This window comes from Bradyrhizobium sp. (genome assembly GCF_004799405.1).
GTDB lineage: Bacteria > Pseudomonadota > Alphaproteobacteria > Rhizobiales > Xanthobacteraceae > Bradyrhizobium.
Window position 1 is genome coordinate 1 of record NZ_SSMW01000099.1, and the last position, 20,901, is coordinate 20,901.

Genomic DNA, 20,901 nt, shown 5'->3' on the forward strand with positions numbered 1-20,901 from the left:
GCGGACGATGAAGTCGTGTGGTCCTGACGCCTCGACGCCGGCGTCAAGTCGGTGGAAGCAATTCCACCGATGACGGTGACAAGAAAGCCCGATCACCGGGGAGAGCACGAAGGAACTCGTTAAAACCACTCGCGTGCGGGAATGCCGGGATGATTCCGGTGGACCTGTGGTGACTGTTACCGGCAAGGCTTGTTTTTTCTGCCCTGCCGGGCTGCGGGTGCATCGTGCGCCCGGCATTCCCCACGCCCTCTTGGGCGGAAAATAAATGCATGACTCGGGCGCAGCGCGCCGCGGGAATGCGGAAGTGTATCTTCTCGTCATCGCCCGCGAAGGCGGGCGATCCAGTATTCCAGAGACGCTGATGATTGAACCGGGAAGCCGCGGCGTATGGGTTCCTGCGTTCGCAGGAACGACGCTGCGTTCGCAGGAACGACGATCATCCAATCTTCGCGGGGACGACACGTTGCGCCTCACAGCTCCCGCGCGTTGCTGAATGCGAACGACGATACCCGCCGGGTGTTCTCGTCGAGGATCAGGGTGCGGGTGATCGGCGGCTCGGCGCGCTGGCTGCAATTTTCGCGCTCGCAGAGCCGGCAGTTGACGCCGATCGGGGTGCCCTCGGTTTTCTCCAGATCCATGCCGGTGGCATAGACCAGACGCGACGCATGGCGGATCTCACAGCCCAGGCCGATGGCAAAACGCGGCTGCGGCTGCGGATGCGGCGCCACCGGGCGGCGCACCATCTGCGCGATCGAAAAATACCGCGCGCCGTCGGGCATCTCGATGACCTGCTTGAGCAGCCGGTCCGGGGTGTCGAAGGTCGAATGCACGTTCCACAACGGGCAGGTGCCGCCGAATTTCGAGAACGGAAAGGTGCCCGAGGAAAATCGCTTGGAGACATTGCCGGCATTGTCGACGCGCAGCATGAAGAAGGGAACGCCGCGCGCATTGGGCCGCTGCAGCGTGGTGAGGCGATGGCAGACCTGCTCGAAGCCGGCGTTGAAACGCTGCGCCAGCACGTGGACGTCGTAGCTCAGCGATTCGGCGGCGCCATGGAACGCCTGGTAGGGCATCATGGTGGCGGCGGCGAAATAATTCGCCAGCGTGATCCGGTAGAGCCTTCGCGGCGTGTCGTCGAGCGGGCCGGCGCGATTGACGATGGTCTCGAAGGTGGTGCTGCATTCGGCAAGGCCGGCCTGGAACGCCAGCTGGAATGCGCGGCCGGGGCCATCCACCAGCTCGGAAATCAGCAATTGGCGGCGGTGACGATCGAACCGCCGCAGCGTCTCGCGCATGACGTCGACCGGCATGATCCGGGTGACGATCGAATGTTTTTCACGCAACCGCGCGCTCAGCGCGGCAAACAATCCCTCCGACGGCACGTTCAATTCGTCGCGCAGGTTTTCCGCCGCCTGCTCGAGTTCGGGAAAATAATTGCGGTTGGCCTCGATCAAGTCGCGGACGCGTTCGATCGGGTTGGCCTCGAACCGGCTGCCGTCGTCGCGGTCGGCCATTTGCGCGGCGACCAGGGTTTCGCCGCGGCGGGCTTCGGTGTAGGCGGCGTACAGCCGCTGCAGCGAGTGCGTCACGCCGGGGCAGAGTTCGGCGAGATCGCGCAACTCCTGTTTCGGCAGGTCGATCTGCCGGAACAGCGGATCGGAAAAGATCTCGTTCAGCTCGGCGAAGAAGCGGTCCTCGTCGGCGGTGGCGAGGTCGCGCAGATCGAGATCATAGGTTTCCGCCAGCCGCAGCAAGAGCTGCGCCGTCACCGGCCGCTGGTTGCGCTCGATCAGGTTGATATAGCTCGGGGAAATGCCCAATCCCTCGGCGATCTGGGTTTGCGACAGCCCCAATTGCTGGCGAATGCGCCGGAACCGGGGACCAACGAACAGTTTTTTGCCGGAACTGCCTGGCATTGGCGGTCTTTCCAGAGGTTTTGTGACAAAAGTTACAAACTGACAAATATTACAAGTCGTGATGTTACATCACATCACCATTCGATGACAAGCCATCTGTACGAAATCAGGAGTTTAGCGTTTAGCTCCTGACACGTTTTCGCAACGCACTGTCACGAATGTCGAAGAGGATCACTGCCATGAATTACCAGCCACGCGGGATCGGCGACCAGGCTATCCAGGGACCGGCTTCCTACCTGGGCGAGGTTGGCGCCGCTCAGGCGCTGCTCGAGACCAAGCCGACCTGGACCGGCGTCACCGCCGAGGCCGTGGCGCGCATGCGCCTGCAGAATCGCTTCAGGACCGGCCTCGACATTGCCCGCTACACCGCGGCGCTGATGCGCAGCGACATGGCCGCCTATGACGCCGACCCCACCAAGTACACCCAGTCGCTCGGGTGCTGGCATGGCTTCATCGCGCAGCAGAAGATGATTTCGGTCAAGAAGCACTTTGGCGGCAGGACCGATCGCCGTTACCTGTATCTCTCGGGCTGGATGATCGCGGCACTTCGCTCGGAGTTCGGACCGCTTCCCGATCAATCGATGCACGAGAAGACCTCGGTGCCGGCTCTGATCGAAGAACTCTACACCTTCCTCCGTCAGGCGGATTCCCGCGAGCTGAACGACATCTTCCGCGCCCTCGACGCCGCTCGCAAGGCCGGCGATCAGGCGAAGGAAAAGGCGTTGATCGAAAAGATCGACAACTTCCAGACCCATGTCGTGCCCGTCATCGCCGACATCGACGCCGGCTTCGGCAATGCCGAGGCGACCTATCTTCTCGCCAAGAAGATGATCGAAGCAGGTGCCTGCGCCCTGCAGATCGAAAATCAGGTCTCCGACGAAAAACAGTGCGGCCACCAGGACGGCAAGGTGACTGTGCCGCACGAGGTGTTCCTGGCCAAGATCCGCGCATGCCGCCATGCCTTCCTCGAACTGGGCGTCGAAGACGGCATCGTGGTGACCCGCACCGACTCGCTGGGCGCCGGCCTCACGCAGCAAATCGCCGTGAGCCACAAGCCAGGCGACATCGGCGATCAATACAACAGCTTCCTGGACTGCGAGGAAGTGACGACCGCCAACGCCAGGAATGGCGATGTCATCATCAACCGTAACGGCAAGATGATGCGTCCGAAGCGGCTTGCCAGCAACCTTTATCAGTTCCGTGCCGGCACGGGCGAGGATCGTTGCGTGCTCGACTGCATCACCTCGCTGCAGAACGGTGCCGACCTGCTGTGGATCGAGACCGAGAAGCCGCATATCGTGCAGATCGCCAAGATGGTCGACCGCATTCGCGAAGTTATTCCAAACGCCAAGCTGGCCTACAACAACTCGCCGTCGTTCAACTGGACGCTGAATTTCCGCTGGCAGGTGTATGACGCGATGAAGGAAGCCGGCAAGGACGTCAGCAAGTACAATCGTGCCGAGCTGATGAAGGCGGAATACGACGATACGCCGCTGGCCATGGAAGCCGACGAGCGCATCCGCACCTTCCAGGCCGATTCGGCCAAGCGTGCCGGCATCTTCCATCATCTGATCACGTTGCCGACCTATCACACGGCGGCGCTTTCGACCGACAATCTCGCCAGGGAATATTTCGGCGAGCAGGGCATGCTGGGCTATGTGAAGAATGTTCAGCGCCAGGAGATCCGTCAGGGTATCGCCTGCGCCCGGCATCAGAACATGGCCGGCTCCGACATCGGCGACGATCACAAGGAATATTTCGCCGGTGCGGCCGCCCTGAAGGCGGGCGGCGCGCACAACACGATGAACCAGTTCGGCTAACGGCAACAGCAGGAGGCTATCATGAAGCAAGGCAGTAATTTCTGGGTGATTGGCGGCGAGTTCGGTTCGATGAACTTCCACAAGCTCGTGGAAGGCTCGGCCCAGGTTCAGGGCCCGTTCGGAACCCGCAAGGAAGCCGAAGACGCCTGGCGCGCGGTTTCCGAGGAGAATCGCCACAAGGCCGGGGTGCGCTTTTCCATCGTGGAAGAGCCGAGCCGCCTGACGGCCTGATCGGCTCGCTTGTCCCTCGTCCCCGCGGTTACGGGGCGAGGGTAAGCCTTTGGGAACAAACGACCTTTGCGGAAAACCTGGTTACTGATAGGTTAAGGCGTCGTTCAACCTTTCAGGACAGGGCCGCCCAGGGATGTCAGACGCGCAAAACACCGGAAGTCCCGCCGCCGTCGATCCCCGCACGCTGCGGCTGCGCGATGCCCTGCGGCAGGCGCGAATTGAGGCCGCCGACCGCACCGGTGTCGTGGTCGATCTGCGCGACGCCGAAGTGGCCCGGCTCGAGATTCTCAGCGAGGCGCTCGATCCTTTGTTCGCGCAAATTCCGCAACAGGTCGATCTGTTCGACCGCGGCATCAGCCAGGGCGATACGCCGCGGTTGTGGATCGACGTGGTCGCCCATGTGGTGATGGGGCGCGACAAGCGCATCTATCGCTTCGTGCAGGATACCCGTTTCGGCCGCATCGTGATCGCCGAATCCCACGACGTCGCCGCCATCGTCGATGCCGTCACCGATTACGTCGCGCGCCGCATGATCGAGCGCGAACATGCGCTGGTCGCAACGCCGTTGGCTGAACCCGCCGGCGCCGAGAAGCCGCGCCGCGGCAGGTTCTGGACCTTCGCGCTCGGGTTCATCGTCGGCGCGATCGCGCTGTTCGGCCTGGCGCTATTGGCAAGTCTGCGGGATTTCTAGCCCGCGTTCATTCCGGGCGGCGACAGCCGCACCCGCCACAATTGCACGATGCGCTGTGCGTCGTCGATGCCGCGAACGGTTTGTTCGCATTGCCACGCGCCGCCGTCGCGGCTGATCGAAAACAGGTTATAGGCCGCGGCGGGATAGCGGCCGTGCGCCAGCGCCGATGCCGAGGGCACGCCGATCGCGGGTATCGCGCCTCCGGGGCCGTCGAACCACATGGTCGAATGAACGTGGTCGTGTCCGTGCAGGATCAATTCGACGCCGTATTGTTTCACCAGCGCCAGCAGGTCGGACGCATCGGTCAGCCGCTTGGCCCGTGATCGCGAACGCAAGGGATGGTGGATCAGCAGGACGCGAAAAACCTGCTCGGTGGCGAGCGGCGCCAGGATGCGCTCGAGCGCTTCAAGCTGTGAGCGTCCGAGCCATCCCGTCGCCATCAGCGGCGGCGTCGGCACCGCCGAGGATACCCCGATCAGCGCCAGCGCGCCGCGCCGGCGCAGGAATGGAAATGCGACGCCAGGCGCATCGTCGCCGCCGGAATAACTGCTCCAGGCTTCGGCAGACCGATGCCGGGTGGCGCGAACATAGGCGTCGTGATTCCCGGGAACGACGGTGACCCGATCCGAAGCGCCAACGCTCTCCAGCCAGGCCTGTGCCGGCGCAAACTCGGCTTCGAGCGCGAGGTTGACCAGGTCGCCGGTGATCGCGATGTGATCCGGCCGCTGCGCCTGCATGTCCGACACCAGCGCATCGAGCACGCCGCGGGTATGGAATCTGTGGCGGTTGCGGGTCCAGTTGAGATAGCCGAGCGCACGTTTGCCGGCGAACTCGCGAAGCCGCAGCGCGGGCAGCGGCGGCAGATGCGGATCGGACAGATGGGCCAGCGTGAAAGCCGCCATCAGATGGATCCGATAGGGTCGCCGATGGGATAAAGCCGCCGCACGATCATCTCGCGATATCCGGAAAATCCTGCCATGTATTGGCAAGCCGGCTGCCCCGGCGCAAGGATGAAACACCATGTCTGGAGTTCCAGGATTGCGGCGGCGATGAACCTGCAAGACGTGCGAACGAGGTTCGAGCCGGCCCTGCGGCGGATTTTTCATCTCTATTGGCGGTTTGCCCGCGGCATGACGCTCGGGGTCCGCGGCGTGGTGCTAAACGGCGACAACAACGTGTTCCTGGTCAAGCACAGTTATGTCTCCGGCTGGCATTTGCCGGGTGGCGGCGTCGAGGTCGGCGAAACATTCGGCGATGCGCTGCGGCGCGAATTGGCGGAGGAGGGGCGGATTGAAGTGCTGGGCGAACCGGCCCTGCACGGCTTGTTCCTCAATCGTCACGTTTCCCCTCGCGACCACGTCGCCGTGTATGTCGTCAGGCATTTCCGGCAAGATCATTTGCCCGCGGCAAATCGCGAGATCGTCGCCTGCGGCTTCTTCGCGGCCACGGCGTTGCCGGCGGAGACCACCGAGGGAACGCGCCTGCGGATATCCGAAGTGCTCGATGGCCGGAAGCCGATCGCGACCTGGCGCTAGACTCAAGCTGCCCGACGCAGGCTCTATTGCCGCAGACCCCTGTTTTGCGCTTGGATGCCTGCGACTGCCATCGACATGCTGCGCCGGCAGTCTATACGCGGGAAGCTTGCTTGGTCACGGTGCCGGGACGGAATGATGCGGTATTTGAAATCTGTCTGCGGCCTGGTGTGCTTTCTGATTCTGGCCAGCAGTATCTGGTCGATGTCGAATTGGAACGAAGCCGGTGGAATCGAGGACGAGATCTGCTACCTGAGGCAGGCTCACCTGTTCCAGAGATTCGGGTTGGCCGGCCTGGATACGGATCTTGCGCTCGATGACGATCATTATCTGGCTTCAAGATGGAAGGAAATGAAGGCACCGGGATGGAGCCTGGAAAGGATTCCCTGCCACATATTGATGCCGTCGAAAAAGCTGGTCATCCAGTATCCGCCGGGAACCGGCTTTGTGATGGCGCTGTTTCCGGAGGGGCATCAGGTCATCGCGCTTTATGTCCTGGCCTCGATTGCGATTTTCGGCTTCGGCCTGCTCGCGATCGTCCTCGCGACCACGACGCTTTCGATCTTGCTGACGGCGGCGTTCGCGGATTTTGCGGTCTACATGATGATCAACCCCACCAAGGCGAGCTATTCGTTGGCGCCGACGGTGGTGGTTTGCGCGCTGCTGGGTTTCCTGACTGCGCGTCTGTTCCTGAAAACGCCGCCGCACCATCGCATTTTCATGACGATGCTTGTTGGTTTTCTGGTCGGTCTCGCCGTCAATTTCAGGCTGGCCAATCTGTTTCTCTCGGCCGGATACTTCCTGTTTTTTGGCGTCGCTTTTTTGAGGTCGCGGAAACCGGAAACATTCCTGCAAGGCGGGCTGTTTGGGTTGGCATTCCTGGTCGGAATGGCGCCGACCCTGATCGCCAACGCGATCAATGCGGGCAGTCCTCTCAAGACGACTTACGGAGGCAAGGATCTCAAACCTCCGGAATTTGATGTCAGCATACTGCTGGCCTATGCCACCGACTTCCAGTTCGTTCTGCTGTTGCTTGCGAGCGCATGGGTGGCGTTGGTCCTGTATCGGTATCGAGGCGGCGGCATAAGATCGATCGCTCTTTTGACGGCCGGGAATCTTGTGGTGAACCTGGCCTACTTCATGAGTCACCCGGTCTTTACGGTGTATTATGCCATCCCCATCGCCATGCTTTCGCTGTGGACTCTGCTGTTTGCGTCCCTGATGCAGCCGACAGAAGCAGCAGACAATGGTCGCGGTCCATGTGGTCAGGCACATTCGGCGGGATCGGCTGCCTGAGGCGTTAGAGATCGTTAGCGATCCCGCCTTATGATCGCGGGTCAAAACCTAACGATCGTTAAGGATTTCACCGATGAGCGCCGCGCCGGATCTGGAACGACCGCCGAAGCTGCGCGGCGACCTGGCCGGCATGGCCCAGGCGCTCGCGGAATTCGCGCAACGGGAATTTCCGCGCGCCGAACCCGCACAGCTCCGGGTCGTCGTCCTGGTGCCGTGCTTCAACGAGGAAGCCGCGGTCGCCACCGTGGTCGCCGATTTTCGCAAAAACCTGCCGTCGGCCGAGATCTTTGTCTACGACAACAATTCATCGGATCGCACGGTTGCGGTGGCGCGCGAGGCCGGTGCGCAGGTGCGCAGCGAGCGCCGGCAGGGCAAGGGTCACGTGGTCCGGCGCATGTTCGCCGATATCGACGCCGATATCTACGTGCTGGTCGACGGCGACGCGACCTACGATGCCGCCAGCGCCCCTCGCATGATCGATGCGCTGCTGTCGGATCATCTCGATATGGTGGTGGGCTTGCGCGTCGATCAGGCGGAGGCGGCCTATCGGCCGGGTCACCGCACCGGCAACCGAATGCTGACCGGTTTTCTCTCGGCGGTTTTCGGTCAGGCCTTCAAGGATATCCTCTCCGGATACCGCGTGTTCTCCCGGCGCTTCGTCAAATCCTTTCCGGTGCTGTCGGACGGTTTCGAGATCGAAACCGAATTGAGCGTCCACGCGCTAGAACTGGCGCTGCCGGTCGCCGAGATCGAAACGCCGTACTATGCCCGGCCGGAAGGGTCGTTCAGCAAACTCAACACCTGGCGAGATGGCTTTCGGATCCTCGGCACCATCCTGAAACTCTACCGGTCGGAAAAACCGCTGCGTTTTTTCACCGCGATCGGAGCTTTCCTGACGCTGATTGCAGTCGGTCTCGCGATCCCCGTCATCGTCACCTATCTTGAGACCGGCCTTGTTCCTCGCCTGCCGACCGCGGTGCTGTCGATGGGCCTGATGATCCTGGCGGTGCTGTCGGTATCGTCGGGGCTGGTGCTCGATACGGTGACGCGCGGCCGCCGCGAGATGAAGCTGCTGGCCTATCTGTCTCAGGCCGCCGTGGAAAAGAACTAACACAACCCGAAATTTGCCGGAACCGGGACGATAGACCGCGTGTCCGCGAGATGCTATCCCGCGCCTGACCATGAGCGATCTCTCCCTCACCATACTGGCTGAAACCGCCAACGACGCGCAGGCGATCGAACGCCTGCACGAGCGCACGTTCGGGCCCGGCCGTTTCGTGCTCAGCGCGTATCGGCTTCGCGAACACGTCGATCACCTGCTTGAGCTGTCGTTCACGGCGCGGATCGGAACCCTGCTGGTCGGCTCGGTGCGCCAGTTGCCGGTTTGCGTCGGCGATACCAAGGCGCTGCTGCTGGGGCCACTGACGGTCGAGCCGCCGTTTCGCGGCCGCGGGGTCGGCCGCGCGCTGCTGGATCGTGCCCTGAAAGAGGCAAAAGCAAGAGGACATCGCCTGGTGCTGCTGGTCGGCGACGAAGCCTATTACAGCCGCGTCGGCTTCAAGGCCGTTCCGAAGGGTCGCGCCACCATGCCGGGACCAGTGAACTACGATCGCCTGCTGGTGGCCGAACTCGCCGACGGCGCGTTCACCGATGTATCCGGCGCGATCCGGCCGGACTGGAGCATGGCGCGCTAGCTCGTCCTTTACAGCTTTTGCGAAATGCCGACATAGAAGCCGCGGCGCGGCCCGTATTGGGGTGCGAACACGCCGATCCCCGACCCGTCCCTGATCTCGTAGATGGTGTCGAACAGGTTGACGATATCGAACCGCAGCGTGGTCGGCTTGTTCGGCGCCACAATGTTGAACTCGTGCGACAGCCCGAGATTGACCTGGGTGTAAGACGGAACCGTGCCGGTGTTGGCAAAACCCGCACGCAAACCGCTGCCGTAGATCATCGATGCGCTGAACCTGGTGCCGTTCCAAAGATAGGAGGCGCCGGCCGATGCGGTCAGGAACTGGGCATGATCCGTATAGACGTAGTGGCTGGCGATATAGGCGAGTTCGGCAGGATCGAACAGATACTGGCTCGACACCACGTTGGTGGCCACCTGCTTGGCGACAGCGACGTTAGCGTAGGCGCGAAAATTTCCGTTGGTGTAGTTCGCCTTGAGCTCAAGGCCCTGGTTTACGCCACGGGCGTAGTTGAACGCCGATAGCACATAGGCCTGGCCGAACTGCCCGTCGTCAAGCAGGTCGGTCGCGATCTTGTAGTAACCGTCAATCCCAAGCTCGAGGCCCGGTATCGCGTGGATTTTCTGGACGACGCCGACATCGAATACGTTGGAGCGCTCGGGCAGCACCGGATCGTTCGCCGATCCCGGCGGCGCTTGCGCCGATGTGTTCGCCACCGGCGCGAGATTGGTCGGCGCTGCCAGCACCTGTTCCGGCGGCGTGAAGTTGCGCGAATAGCCGGCGTGGAACGTGGTGCCGTCGTACGGCTTCCATGTCAGGTTGACGCGCGGGCTGAGCTGGTTGGCGTCGACATATTGCAGCATCTGGTCGAAGCGGACGCCGGCGTTCAGGGTCAGATTGTTGGTGACCTTCCACTCGTCCAGGAGATAGGTGCTGAACAGAAAGCCGGTCCTGGCGCTTGAATCGAACACCGTGAAGGGTGCATCGACCGGCACGCCGCCGACCAGCGGCAGCACGGTGTCGGTGTTGTTGACCAGCGACTGCTCGGTGCTCGCGGAAAATCCGAACTTGAGCGTATGCGCGTCGGCGATCCGCCAGGCGGTATCTTCCTGGATGCCATTGACAAGGCTGCGGCGGTAGACGTCGGACGCCACCCCGTTGAAAACCAGGTCGCCGATGGTGTCCGGCCAGAAGTGCAGCGTACTGGTGCGGTTGAAATAGGAGAGCTGGTAGTCGATGCCGTCGCCGGATTTCTGGTACGCCAGCACGTTGAACTGGTTGAACTCGTTCTGCCGCTCGTTGAGCAACGACGAATCGAAGCTGGACACGCCGAAGGCGGTGAAGTTGGAGGGCTGACCGGGATTGTTGGGAATCTGATAGTTGCCGTTCGATACCCCACTGATGAAGGTCAGGCGGCTGGTCGGATCGATCACGGTCGACAGATAGAGGAATCCTTTTTCCTGCGACGTGTGATCGTGAATGGCCTCACTGGCCGGGGTCGGGTTTTCCAGTCCCAAATCGCTGGCGAAGTAGCGCCCGGATACAAAATATTGCGTCTGCCCGACCGTGCCGCCGTATTCGAAACTCGGCGTGATCGTTCCATGACTGCCGCCATAGAGACTGACGCTGCCGCTGTTGTTGAAGGCGTCGGCCTTGGTCTGGATGTCGAGGACGCCGGCGGTACGCAAACCGTATTGTGCCGGCAGGGCACCGGTAATCAGGTCGACGCTGCCGATGATGCCGGTGTCGATGATCTGCCCGAACGCGCCGACGCCGTCGGGGAGCATGATTCCGTTGATGCGATATTGCAGGTTGGCGTGTTCGTTGCGCACATGCAGGTCGCCGCTGGCGGCCGAATCCTGCGTCACCCCCGGGGCCTGCAGCAGCACCTTGTCCAGCGTGGTGTTGTTGCCCTGCGGCAGCGCTTCGATGGCCTGATGGGTGAATCCGTAAGTGCCGGTGCCGGTGGGGGCGAGAATGGCGCGCCGGGCGTCGTCGAGTTTTGTGTTTTTATCCGCCACCAGCTGCGCGGCGGTCCGTGGCGGCGCGGTGGGCGTGGACACGGAACGCCGGGCAACCTCATGCGGCTTCGGCTTCTGCCTGGGCGCTCTGACTATTTGGTTTGGTGCCTGGACTACGACTTCGGGAAGCTGGGTCGGGTTGCTGCTGGCTGCGGGCGGCGGTGTCGCGGTTTGCGACACGGCCGTGCCGCCGAGGCCGAGCAGCAGCGACACGGAGCCGCAGAGTAGGAAGATACTTCTTAACGAGAACACCATGGTCCCGATCCTGCCAAAGCCCGCTTCCAAATTCATCGTCGACGGATTGGGAAGAGGCGCTTGCCGTCGATGCGCGACGATTCGATTTCGACTGATCCCGGGGCATCGTCCGCGCATGACGCGGCGATCTCCTTGGGATCATCAAGCAATCGATGTCAGGAGGCGGGGGGAGCGCGAGGCTGGAATGCGGTACCGGCCGAGGTCAGATGAACGAACTCGGCGTCGGTGGCAAGGTACAGGAATTCGATCGCTTGCGGCAGCAGCAACAGCGGTGGCGCCGCAAACAGCATTGCGTTCGCCATGGCGACAACGGCACAGATCGCGCAAGCGTCGTTCGGGTGCTGGTCGGAATCGTGTCTGGAAGGCGAACGCTGCTGAACGGACGCGCCGGCAACATCCGAGGATTGAATCACCGGCGCCGCCTGCGCCGTGGCTCCGTGGAAATGCCCGAACGAAAGCGCAAACTGAACCACCAGCGCAAACAGCGCGAACCGCGAGCCGTGCCTGATGTTCGACCGGAACCACTTCATTTCGGCGGACGTCCTCGTCGAAGCAGGCCATGCTGCCTCGATGTTATAAAGTAACATCGCAAGGTCCGGCGGCGGATGTCAACCGTAGTCCGCCGCCGTGTCTGCAGATTCATATGGCCTGTGTAGTTCAGGCCACGCCGATCGATGCTGCGCCAATCAGCGTCCCTCGCGCAGCCAGGTGGCGGCGAACGCTCCAAGCAACAGCAACAGGCCGATCAGGCCGGCGAACATCGGCAGTACGCCGACGCCCCGCACCACGCTGGCGTCGCGCATTTTCACCCCCATCCAGCCATCGCCATGAAATACGCTGGATGCACGCACCGGCACGATGCGCGGAAGTGAGATGCTTGAGCCGTCAACCACGCGCCGTGCATCACCGCCGGTGGCTTGCGTCAGCGGCTTCAACGTTTCGGTGGTGGAGGTGACTTCCGAGAACTCTTTCGGGTTGATCGGGCCGACATTGATCAGCGCCTTCAGCGTGCCGTCGGTGCCTTGCCACAGGCCGAGTTCGCCGGCGGGGATCGTCGCGCGCCAGGTCCCGGGATCGCTCGCGCTTAACGTCAGTTCGCGCGTCGCACCCGACGGCGAAGTCACCGTCACGGGGGCGACGCTGTCCGCCATGGTCTGGCGCAACACCAGCAGGTCCTTGCCCTGGATCTGCAGGCGCAACGCCTCTTCGTCGAGGTCGGGTTGCTTCATCAGCCAATGCGACATTCGCCGCAGCAGGTCGAGATGCGGTCCGCCGCCCTCATAGCCGCGCGCCCACAACCAAATCTGATCCGACAGCAACAGCGCGACGCGCCCTTCGCCAAATCGCGACAGCAGCAGCAGCGGCTTGCCGTCGGCGCCGGTCATCACCGGAGGGTTGACGGCGTTGCGGGTGTCGACGGTGCGAAAGAACCGGCTCCAGTGCGGCGGTTCGGTGTTTGAGCCTTCCAGCCCGCGCGTCACCGGATGGCGTTTTCCGGAGTCGCTCAAATGCGCGTAGAACGGCTTCTCGGTGACGCCGACCGGCTCGGCCGGCAACACCGTATCCAGCGGCGTGCGCCAGATGCTGGTGGTCGAGGCGTAATCCGGCCCTGCCGACACCAGCACCGCGCCGCCGTTACGCACATAGCGCGCGATGTTGTCGAAATAGGCGATCGGCAGCACGCCCTGGCGGGCATAGCGGTCGAAGATGATCAACTGGAATTCGTTGATGTGCACCTGGAACAGTTCGCGGGTCGGAAACGCGATCAGCGACAGTTCGTTGATCGGCGTGCCGTCCTGCTTTTCCGGCGGCCGCAAAATCGTGAAATGCACGAGATCGACGCTGGCGTCGGATTTCAGGAGGTTGCGCCAGGTGCGTTCGCCGGAGTGCGGTTCGCCCGATACCAACAGCACCCGCAACTTGTCGCGCACGCCGTCGATCGCCACCACCGCGCGGTTGTTGACCAGCGTCAGTTCGTTATCGAGCGGTGAAGCCTCGATCTCGACGATGTTGGGGCCGGCGTGCTTGATGTCGATGTCGACGTTGACGGTCTGGCCGCTCCGGACGGTGCGCTGGTTGATCACTTCGCCGTCGCGGCGCACCACGACTTTTGCAGTGCTGCCGCTGACGCCCTGATCGTCCAGCCGGTAGGTGATGGTCTGGGTCTGTCCGACGATTCCGAAACGGGGTGCTGCGGAAATCGCAATGCGCCGGTCGCGTTCATCCTTGCGGCCGGTGATGAGGGCCTGCACCGGAGCCTGGAATCCAAGCGCGGCCGCGTTCGCCGGAATGTCATGCACGCGCCCGTCGGTGATCAGGAAAGCGCCGGCGACGCGATCGACCGGAACGTCCGACAGCGCCGACGACAGCGCGCCGAACAATCTGGTGCCGTCGGTTTCGCCGTCGGCCTGTCCTGCTTCGACGACCCGCACCTCGAGCCCCTTGATCTTCTTGAGGCTGTCGACCAGCGCTTCCTGCGCCTGCGCGGTTTCGCGGGTGCGGTCGCCGAAGTTCTGGCTGGGGCTCTTGTCGATCACGACGGCGGCCACCGATGACAGCGGCTCGCGGTCCTCGCGGGTGAATGACGGATTGGCCAGCGCCAGCAGGATCAGGGCGAGTGCGGCCACGCGCACCGCCGCGCCGCGGGCGCGGCCGAGCAAAAGCAGGCCGGCGATCGCGACGATCGCGACAAGCGCGATCCACAACACCAGCGTCGGAACCAGCGGGGTAAACGCAATGCCGTAATTCATGGCGCGATCCTACTGTCCGAGCCGTTCGATCAAGGCCGGCGCATGCACCAGATCGGCCTTGTAGTTGCCGGTCAGCGTATACATCACGATGTTGACGCCGGCGCGGAAGGCGTATTCGCGCTGTTTTGGCTCGCCCGGCGTCAGCGGCAGCATCGGCTGGCCATCCGGGCGTATCGCCCAGGCGCCGGCCAGATCGTTGGAGGTGATGATGATCGGCGAGACGCCGTCGCCGCCTCGCGCAGGTTTTGAAGCAGCCTCGTCGTCGTCATCGCGCGGCAAGGTTTCGACCCAGGTCTGGCCCGAGGTAAACCGACCGGGAAAGTCGCGCAGCAGGTAGAACGTCTTGGTCAGCACATGGTCGCGCGGCACCGGTTCAAGCTCGGGAACATCGAGCGATGAAAGGATATCGCGCAACGCCAGCATGCCGGGCGTCTGCGATGCGCCGCCTTCGCCCGGCGGCGCCTCGATGGCATCGCGGGTGTCGAACAGCACGGTGCCGCCGTTTTTCATATAGGCGTCGATGCGGTTGATGGCGTCCTGCGGCGGCTTCGGCACGCCGGGCACGACGGGCCAGTAGATCAGCGGGAAATACGCCAACTCGTCACGCGCGGGATCGATCCCGATGGGATCGCCGGCCTCCAGTGCCGTGCGCTGCGCGAGAAACAGTGTCAGTCCGGCCATCCCCGCCTTGACGATGGAATCGACGTCGGCATTGCCGGTGACGACATAGGCCAGACGGGTTTGCGAGACCGCCTTCATGGCGAAGTCGTCGTTGCTGTCGGCACGGGACGACGAGGGCGCCACCAGCAGGGTCGACAGCAATAGCGCGAACAGCCATGCGGCCGATACCGCGCGCCGCCGCAGCAGCGCCGCGACGCCGGCGCCGAGCATGGCGACGACGATGGCGTCGATCAGGAACAACGCCAGCGCCGACGACAGCAGGATTCCCCGCAAGTCGCGCGGTTCGGCATTGGTGTAGCTGGCGCGCCGCGCGCGCAGCGAAGACGTATCGAGCGGCGCGACGCGGTCGGCTGCCGCCAGTGTATTCACCGCCAGGGGGCCCTCTGCCGGGCCGTAGAATCCGGGTGGGTGATCCGGCGTCGCCCGATCGCGGAAGTCGGCAGAGAGCGGCTTTGCGGTCGAGGGCGGCGGTCCGAATGCGCCGAATCCGTCGAGCGTGCGCAGCGGCGCCACCGTCTCCACCTTGTCCTCGCCGGCGACGCCCGCGCCTGGGTTGGAGGTATAGCCGGAAGTATCGACGATGCGCCGGAGCATTTCGACAAAGCTGCCGGACAGCGGCAGGTCGGACCAGCGCATATCGGCGCTGACGTGAAACAGGCTGACCAGACCCTTGCCGCGGCGTTCGCCGGTGACCAGCGGCGTGCCGTCTTCCAGCGAGGCCCAGGTTCTGGCCACCAGCGCCGAGTCCGGTTCGGCCAGCACCTGCCGGTTGATGGTGACGTCTTTCGGCACCGCAAGGCCGGCGAACGGTCCGTCGGCCGCAAACGATGTCATATGCTGCGGCTTCTCCCAGGTGAGACTGCCACCGAGGCTGCGTTCGCCCTGGCGAAGCTTTACCGGCAGCAGGTCATCCTCCGCCTGCGCCAGGCGCGGCCCGGCAAAACGCACCAGCACGCCGCCCTGCTCGATCCATGCGCTGATGCGCTCGCGAATTTCGGGTGACAGCGTGCCGACGTCGGCCAGCACGATCATCGGCAGCTTCTGGTCGAGGAATTGGGTGATCGCCTGTTGCGGCGCGCCGCGATCGCCGAGCCGCACGTCGGCAAATGGCGCCAGCGCGCGGGCGAGATAGAACGTCGATGCCAAAAGCGGCTGCGCGGTGTCGCTGCTCGAGCCGCTGACGACGCCGACCGCGCGCCGCCGCCAACGCTTGTCGAGCAATTGCACCGCGCCGGCGGATCGTTCGCCGGCAATATCGAGCCGCGCGATATCGTTGCGCAACTCGACCGGAAGATCGAATGCGGCTTCGGTCTCGCGCTCCTTCGGCGCAAAGGTATAACGCGCCTCGCCGATCGGCGAACCCTTCTGGTCGACCGCGCGCACGATGCCGGCGGCAAAGCCGCCATCGGCGCGCAATACTTTCACGGTCATCCTGGCTGCGGCGTTTTCGGCAGCGGCCAAGGCGAGCGGCGAGGGGGCGCCGCCTTCGAAGATCGTCAGCGCGCGATCACCGATGGTTTTGCCCAGGCCTTCGAGAAATTCCGGTCCGCGTCCAGTGTCGATGCCATCCGACAGCCACGCAATCTCGCTGTCGCCGGTGGCTTTCAGGAAACGTTCGATTGTCGGCAGCGTTTCAACCCGCTCGATCGAATAAGGCTTGGGCGTGAGCTGGCGCAAAGCCACCCGCGCCGTGCCCGCCGGCATGATCGTGATGTCGCGGGCAGGCTCCGACAGCGGCACCAGAGCGACGCCGCGGCGGTTGCTGTCGGCGTTCGCGATCAATTCGTCCGCGGCCTTGATGCGGGTGTCCCAGCTGGCGGCGGCACTCCAGCCATCGTCGAGCAGGATCACCAGCGGCGCGCTGGAGCCGGCGATAGCGGCTTGCGGATTCCAGATCGGCCCGGCGGCCGCCAAAATCACCAGCGTCGCGGCCGCCAGCCGCAGGGCCGTCAGCCACCATGGGGTGCGCGACGGGGTTTCTTCCTTCGGGGCGATGTCGAACAACAGCCGCGTCGGCGGAAACTCGACCCGCCGCGGCCGCGGCGGCATCACCCGCAACAGCCACCACAGCACCGGCAGGCTGAGCAGGCCGAGCAGCAACAACGGTTCGGCGAAAGACAGCGGGAAGGCGGCGATCATGCCCGTCGTCCCGCTTTGACGGTCGCGGTGCGTGCGCTTCCCTTGCTCACCATCATGCCCGAATGCAGGAACAGCAGCAGTTCGGCGGCGGAGCGGCTGGTGGTGTGGGTCGAGAACAGCCAGTCGAGCGTGTCGGTCTCGGCGCGAATCTGGTCGCGATGAAGGGCTACGCGCGTCACATAATCGCCGGCCCATCGTTCCGCGCGGCCCGCGGTGATGACGCCGCCGCCTTCCGGTTCGACGAACTCGATGCGGCCGGAATAGGGGAAGCTCTCCTCGGCCGGATCGACGATCTGCACCAGCGTGCCGTGGGCGCCGGATGCCGACAATCCGGCCAGCATGTTCCTGATATCGCCGATCGGCGACCAGAAATCCGACAACACCACGATTTCGGCCAGCGCCGATGGCACGAACGAGGGCGGCAGGCTGAGGCGGGCGGCATCGTCGTGCAGCATCGCCTGCGCCATCTTGTCGATGACGCTGCGGCTTGAGGTCGGGGTCATCAGGCCGGGGATGCCTACGCGTTCGCCGCCCTCGACCAGCAGTTCGGCGAGCGCGAAGGTCACGATCAGCCCGCGTTCCAGCTTGCTGTCGCGCGCCTGCCTCGACGCAAACGCCATCGACGGCGAGCGATCCGGCCACAGCCACACGGTGTGCGCGGCCTCCCATTCCTGCTCGCGGACATAAAGATGATCGTCGCGCGCCGAGCGCCGCCAGTCGACGTTCTGCGACGGTTCGCCGGAAACGAAGCGGCGGTATTGCCAGAAACTTTCGCCGGCGCCGGCGCGCCGCCGTCCATGCAGGCCGTGGATCACATTGGCGGCGATGCGGCGGGCTTCAAGCACGAGGCGGGGCAGCGAAGCGGCGAGCGTTCGGCTTTCGCCATCGGCACGTCGGATTGCTGTGATCTCCCCGCTTAAGTGCCTGGTCTCTGCGGCCATCAACCAATCCGCGTCTTCAATTGCTTGATCACGTCGGGGATGGTGCGGCCTTCGGCGCGGGCCGAGAACGTCAGCGCCATGCGGTGCTTGAGCACCGGTTCGGCCAGATCAAGCACGTCGTCGATCGAGGGCGCCAGGCGGCCGTCGAGCAGGGCGCGGGCGCGAACGGCGAGCATCAGCGACTGGCTGGCGCGCGGACCCGGTCCCCATGCGATCAACTTGCCGCCCTCGCCGCCCTCCGGCCCCGGACGCGCGGAACGCACCAGCGACAGGATTGCTTCGACGACGGAATCGCCGACCGGCAGCCGCCGCACCAGCCGTTGCGCCGCGATCAGGATCTCGGCATTCATGGCGGCCTTGGCCAGCGTCTCTTCGGCGCCGGTGGTTTCGAACAGAATGCGCCGCTCGGCGTCGCGATCGGGATAGTCGACATCGATCTCCATCAGGAAGCGATCGAGTTGCGCTTCCGGCAGCGGATAGGTGCCTTCCTGCTCCAGCGGATTTTGTGTCGCCAGCACATGAAACGGCTTCGGCAGGTCGTGGCGCGCGCCCGCCACCGTGATGTGCTGTTCCTGCATGGCCTGCAGCAGCGCCGATTGGGTACGCGGGCTGGCGCGATTGATTTCGTCGGCCATCAGGAGTTGCGCGAACACCGGCCCGGAGATGAAGCGGAACGACCGCTTGCCGGTGCTGCTCTCGTCCAGCACCTCGGCGCCGAGGATGTCCGACGGCATCAGGTCGGGCGTGAACTGGATGCGTTTGGCATCCAGTCCCAGCGTGATGCCCAGGGTTTCGACCAGCTTGGTCTTGGCCAGACCGGGCACGCCGATCAGAAGCGCGTGACCGCCCGAGAGGATCGTCACCAGGGTGTTTTCAACCACCCGTTCCTGGCCGAAGATGACGGTGGAGATCGCATCTTTCGCGGCGCGGATTTGACCGGCGACCTGTTCGGCCGAGCGGACGATCACGTCTTCGAGTTTTTCCACGCTATCTGCGCCAGCCATCGCTTAACTCCTTGCCTGGAACGCCGCCGATGGCGTCGTCATGCCATGAACCTCATGCTAAACTTATGCGAAGGCCATGTATTCGTTGAATTAAACTATCCCCACATTATCGGCATTTCGGGGTATGAACGGCATCACGATGTGGCGACCTGACCTTCGGGAACCCACGAGCGAATCTCGCCGGGAGACGTGCACCAATCGTGCCAAACAGAGGCGATCAGACTCAGGGCAAACAATGGCGAAGCAAGGGCAGACCACCCATCAGGGTCTCGACGGGTTAACCGCCGCCGCCCGGGATGCTGCAACAGCAACCCCCGCCGGCAAGGGGTTGCCCCCGGTGCATCTGTGGAATCCGCCGTTTTGCGGCGATCTCGACATGCGAATCGCTCATGATGGTACGTGGTTTTACATGGGGACGCCAATCGGGCGGCCGGCGCTGGTGCGGCTGTTTTCGACCATCCTCAAGCGCGAAGACGGCAAGCACTTTCTCGTTACCCCGGTCGAGAAAGTCGGCATCCGCGTCGACGATGCGCCGTTCCTTGCGGTCGAGATGCTCAAGGAAATGCATGGGCGAGACCGGCTGCTGCGCTTCCGCACCAATGTCGACGATTGGGTAGCGTGCGATTCCGGACACAGATTGCGATTCGAGGCCGCCGCCGACGGCGGGCTCACGCCCTACCTTCACGTTCGCTCCGATCTGTGGGCCAAGGTCACCCGCGCGCTTTATTACGATCTGGTTGACATGGGCGAGGAGCGGGTGGTCGATGGCCGTCCGATGTTCGGGGTCGCATCCGGCGGCGAGTTCTTTGCGATGGCGGATGCGGAGCAGGTGAGGGGCGCGCTTTGAACGAGCCGGTGCGGAAGACAGAAGCCGCTGCGATCGCGATCAACTCGGCGGAGTTTTTCGATCGGGCCCGCGCGCGGCTGCGCTTCGATGTCCCGGCGGGCCTGACCGATGCCAGCGCGATTCCGGCGAGCGGCGATCATGGCACCGACCGGATGCTGCAGATTCTTGCGCAGGAACGGCCGATCCGCCCCGCGGCGGTGTTGATCCCGGTGGTGGACCATCCGCAACCGACGGTGCTGTTGACGCAGCGCGCCGCGCACCTCAACGATCACGCCGGCCAGATTTCCTTTCCCGGCGGCAAGATCGACCCGACCGATGCATCGCCGCTTGATGCCGCGTTGCGCGAGGCCGATGAAGAGATCGGCCTCGGCCGCGAATTCATCGATCCGATCGGCTATCTCGATCTGTACGGAACCAGTTTCGGGTTTCGCATCGTGCCGACGGTCGCGCGGGTAAGGCCGGGCTTCAAACTGCGCGTCAACGCTTCCGAAGTCGAGGATACCTTCGAGGTCCCGCTGGCGTTTTTGATGGATCCGGCAAACCACCAGGTGCACAGCAAGGAGTTTCGCGGCATCGAGCGTATGTACTACGCGATGCCGTTTGCCGACCGTTATATCTGGGGCGCGACCGCGGGAATCCTGCATGCGCTGTATCAGCGGATTTATCTGCCATGATCCGTCCGGCTTTCACGGAAGTCGGAATCTTCCTGATCCCGTTCGCGGTCTATGCGGCGTTTTTGATCGCGACACGCTCGGGGCTACTGCTGCAGTCGTCATGGCCGATGCATGTCATCGGCAAACTGGTGATCGGCTCGCTGTTGCTGGTGGTGGTCAGTTTCATCCTGCTCGCGCATTTTTCCGGCGCGGCGCCGAACTCGACCTACATCCCCGCGCACATCGAGAACGGCAAGTTCGTTCCCGGAGTTGAAAAATGAGCGAAGCGCGCGTGCTCGGCAGTGCCGCCGATTTGAAGTTCCTGCACAGGGTGCCGCAACCTCGCATCAGGAACTTCAAATCGATAAACGGCACTGCAATCGATTTGTTTGCTAGCGATCCGCTTCCGAAGTTCGCATAAGAAGGTGCCGCA

Annotated in this window: 19 protein-coding genes; 11 read left to right on the forward strand and 8 right to left on the reverse strand. The window is 63.5% G+C overall.

The window, feature by feature from the left end; genetic code table 11:
• Positions 1-470: 470 nt before the first annotated feature.
• Positions 471-1,916, reverse strand: coding sequence for an XRE family transcriptional regulator (locus E7813_RS15765; protein ID WP_291575400.1), 1,446 nt, complete (start codon positions 1,914-1,916; stop codon positions 471-473).
• Positions 1,917-2,095: 179 nt separating this feature from the next.
• Here E7813_RS15765 and E7813_RS15770 point away from each other — a divergent pair, with 179 nt between their 5' ends.
• The 3 genes from E7813_RS15770 (at position 2,096) to E7813_RS15780 (ending at position 4,658) form a co-directional block, all read left to right on the forward strand.
• On the forward strand, positions 2,096-3,736 hold the full coding sequence (locus E7813_RS15770; RefSeq protein WP_291575402.1) for an isocitrate lyase: 1,641 nt from the start codon (positions 2,096-2,098) through the stop codon (positions 3,734-3,736).
• Positions 3,737-3,757: 21 nt separating this feature from the next.
• Positions 3,758-3,967 (forward strand): hypothetical protein, encoded by a 210-nt coding sequence (locus E7813_RS15775; protein ID WP_291575403.1) that lies wholly within the window; start codon positions 3,758-3,760, stop codon positions 3,965-3,967.
• A gap of 133 nt (positions 3,968-4,100) precedes the next feature.
• The gene (locus E7813_RS15780; protein WP_291575405.1) at positions 4,101-4,658 is read left to right on the forward strand and encodes a hypothetical protein; all 558 of its coding nucleotides are present in this window, start codon (positions 4,101-4,103) and stop codon (positions 4,656-4,658) included.
• Here E7813_RS15780 and E7813_RS15785 read toward each other — a convergent pair.
• Positions 4,655-5,560: a metallophosphoesterase gene (locus E7813_RS15785; RefSeq protein ID WP_291575407.1), complete on the reverse strand. Its 906-nt coding sequence runs from the start codon at positions 5,558-5,560 to the stop codon at positions 4,655-4,657. The two genes, E7813_RS15780 and E7813_RS15785, sit on opposite strands and share 4 nt — an antisense overlap.
• A 147-nt stretch (positions 5,561-5,707) precedes the next feature.
• On the opposite strand from E7813_RS15785, the gene E7813_RS15790 reads away from it, so the two are divergent.
• The 4 genes from E7813_RS15790 (at position 5,708) to E7813_RS15805 (ending at position 9,180) form a co-directional block, all read left to right on the forward strand.
• Positions 5,708-6,193, forward strand: coding sequence for an NUDIX domain-containing protein (locus E7813_RS15790; protein WP_291575408.1), 486 nt, complete (start codon positions 5,708-5,710; stop codon positions 6,191-6,193).
• A 135-nt stretch (positions 6,194-6,328) separates the two neighbouring features.
• Entirely contained in the window at positions 6,329-7,486 is a 1,158-nt protein-coding gene (locus E7813_RS15795; RefSeq protein ID WP_291575409.1) for a hypothetical protein, read from the forward strand.
• Between the two features lie 130 nt (positions 7,487-7,616).
• On the forward strand, positions 7,617-8,597 hold the full coding sequence (locus E7813_RS15800; RefSeq protein ID WP_291575437.1) for a glycosyltransferase family 2 protein: 981 nt from the start codon (positions 7,617-7,619) through the stop codon (positions 8,595-8,597).
• Positions 8,598-8,667: 70 nt separating this feature from the next.
• Complete coding sequence (locus E7813_RS15805) at positions 8,668-9,180, forward strand: N-acetyltransferase (protein WP_291575410.1); 513 nt, start codon at positions 8,668-8,670, stop codon at positions 9,178-9,180.
• An 8-nt stretch (positions 9,181-9,188) separates the two neighbouring features.
• Here E7813_RS15805 and E7813_RS15810 read toward each other — a convergent pair whose 3' ends face one another.
• The 6 genes from E7813_RS15810 to E7813_RS15835 form a co-directional block, all read right to left on the reverse strand.
• Positions 9,189-11,489, reverse strand: coding sequence for a TonB-dependent receptor (locus E7813_RS15810; RefSeq protein WP_291575411.1), 2,301 nt, complete (start codon positions 11,487-11,489; stop codon positions 9,189-9,191).
• A gap of 119 nt (positions 11,490-11,608) precedes the next feature.
• On the reverse strand, positions 11,609-11,983 hold the full coding sequence (locus tag E7813_RS15815) for a DUF2946 family protein (RefSeq protein WP_291575412.1): 375 nt from the start codon (positions 11,981-11,983) through the stop codon (positions 11,609-11,611).
• Positions 11,984-12,139: 156 nt separating this feature from the next.
• A complete protein-coding gene (locus E7813_RS15820; RefSeq protein WP_291575414.1) occupies positions 12,140-14,203 on the reverse strand; it encodes a hypothetical protein in 2,064 nt (687 codons plus the stop codon).
• A gap of 9 nt (positions 14,204-14,212) precedes the next feature.
• Positions 14,213-17,020 (reverse strand): DUF4159 domain-containing protein, encoded by a 2,808-nt coding sequence (locus E7813_RS15825; RefSeq protein ID WP_291575438.1) that lies wholly within the window; start codon positions 17,018-17,020, stop codon positions 14,213-14,215.
• Positions 17,020-17,964 carry a DUF58 domain-containing protein gene (locus E7813_RS15830; protein WP_291575416.1) on the reverse strand — a complete coding sequence of 315 codons (945 nt, stop codon included), beginning with the start codon at positions 17,962-17,964 and terminating at the stop codon, positions 17,020-17,022. Before E7813_RS15830 ends, E7813_RS15825 begins: the two co-directional genes overlap by 1 nt.
• Positions 17,964-18,968 carry a MoxR family ATPase gene (locus E7813_RS15835; RefSeq protein ID WP_291575418.1) on the reverse strand — a complete coding sequence of 335 codons (1,005 nt, stop codon included), beginning with the start codon at positions 18,966-18,968 and terminating at the stop codon, positions 17,964-17,966. The genes E7813_RS15830 and E7813_RS15835 overlap by 1 nt, the downstream gene beginning before the upstream one ends.
• Positions 18,969-19,203: 235 nt before the next feature.
• Between E7813_RS15835 and E7813_RS15840 the strand changes: the two genes are divergently transcribed.
• The 4 genes from E7813_RS15840 to E7813_RS15855 are packed head-to-tail and all read left to right on the forward strand — an operon-like array spanning position 19,204 to position 20,889.
• Complete coding sequence (locus tag E7813_RS15840; RefSeq protein ID WP_291575420.1) at positions 19,204-19,815, forward strand: DUF1285 domain-containing protein; 612 nt, start codon at positions 19,204-19,206, stop codon at positions 19,813-19,815.
• Entirely contained in the window at positions 19,812-20,489 is a 678-nt protein-coding gene (locus E7813_RS15845) for a CoA pyrophosphatase (protein ID WP_291575421.1), read from the forward strand. Before E7813_RS15840 ends, E7813_RS15845 begins: the two co-directional genes overlap by 4 nt.
• On the forward strand, positions 20,486-20,749 hold the full coding sequence (locus E7813_RS15850) for a DUF6111 family protein (protein WP_291575424.1): 264 nt from the start codon (positions 20,486-20,488) through the stop codon (positions 20,747-20,749). The genes E7813_RS15845 and E7813_RS15850 overlap by 4 nt, the downstream gene beginning before the upstream one ends.
• Positions 20,746-20,889 (forward strand): hypothetical protein, encoded by a 144-nt coding sequence (locus tag E7813_RS15855; RefSeq protein WP_291575425.1) that lies wholly within the window; start codon positions 20,746-20,748, stop codon positions 20,887-20,889. The genes E7813_RS15850 and E7813_RS15855 overlap by 4 nt, the downstream gene beginning before the upstream one ends.
• The last annotated feature ends 12 nt before the right edge of the window (positions 20,890-20,901 follow it).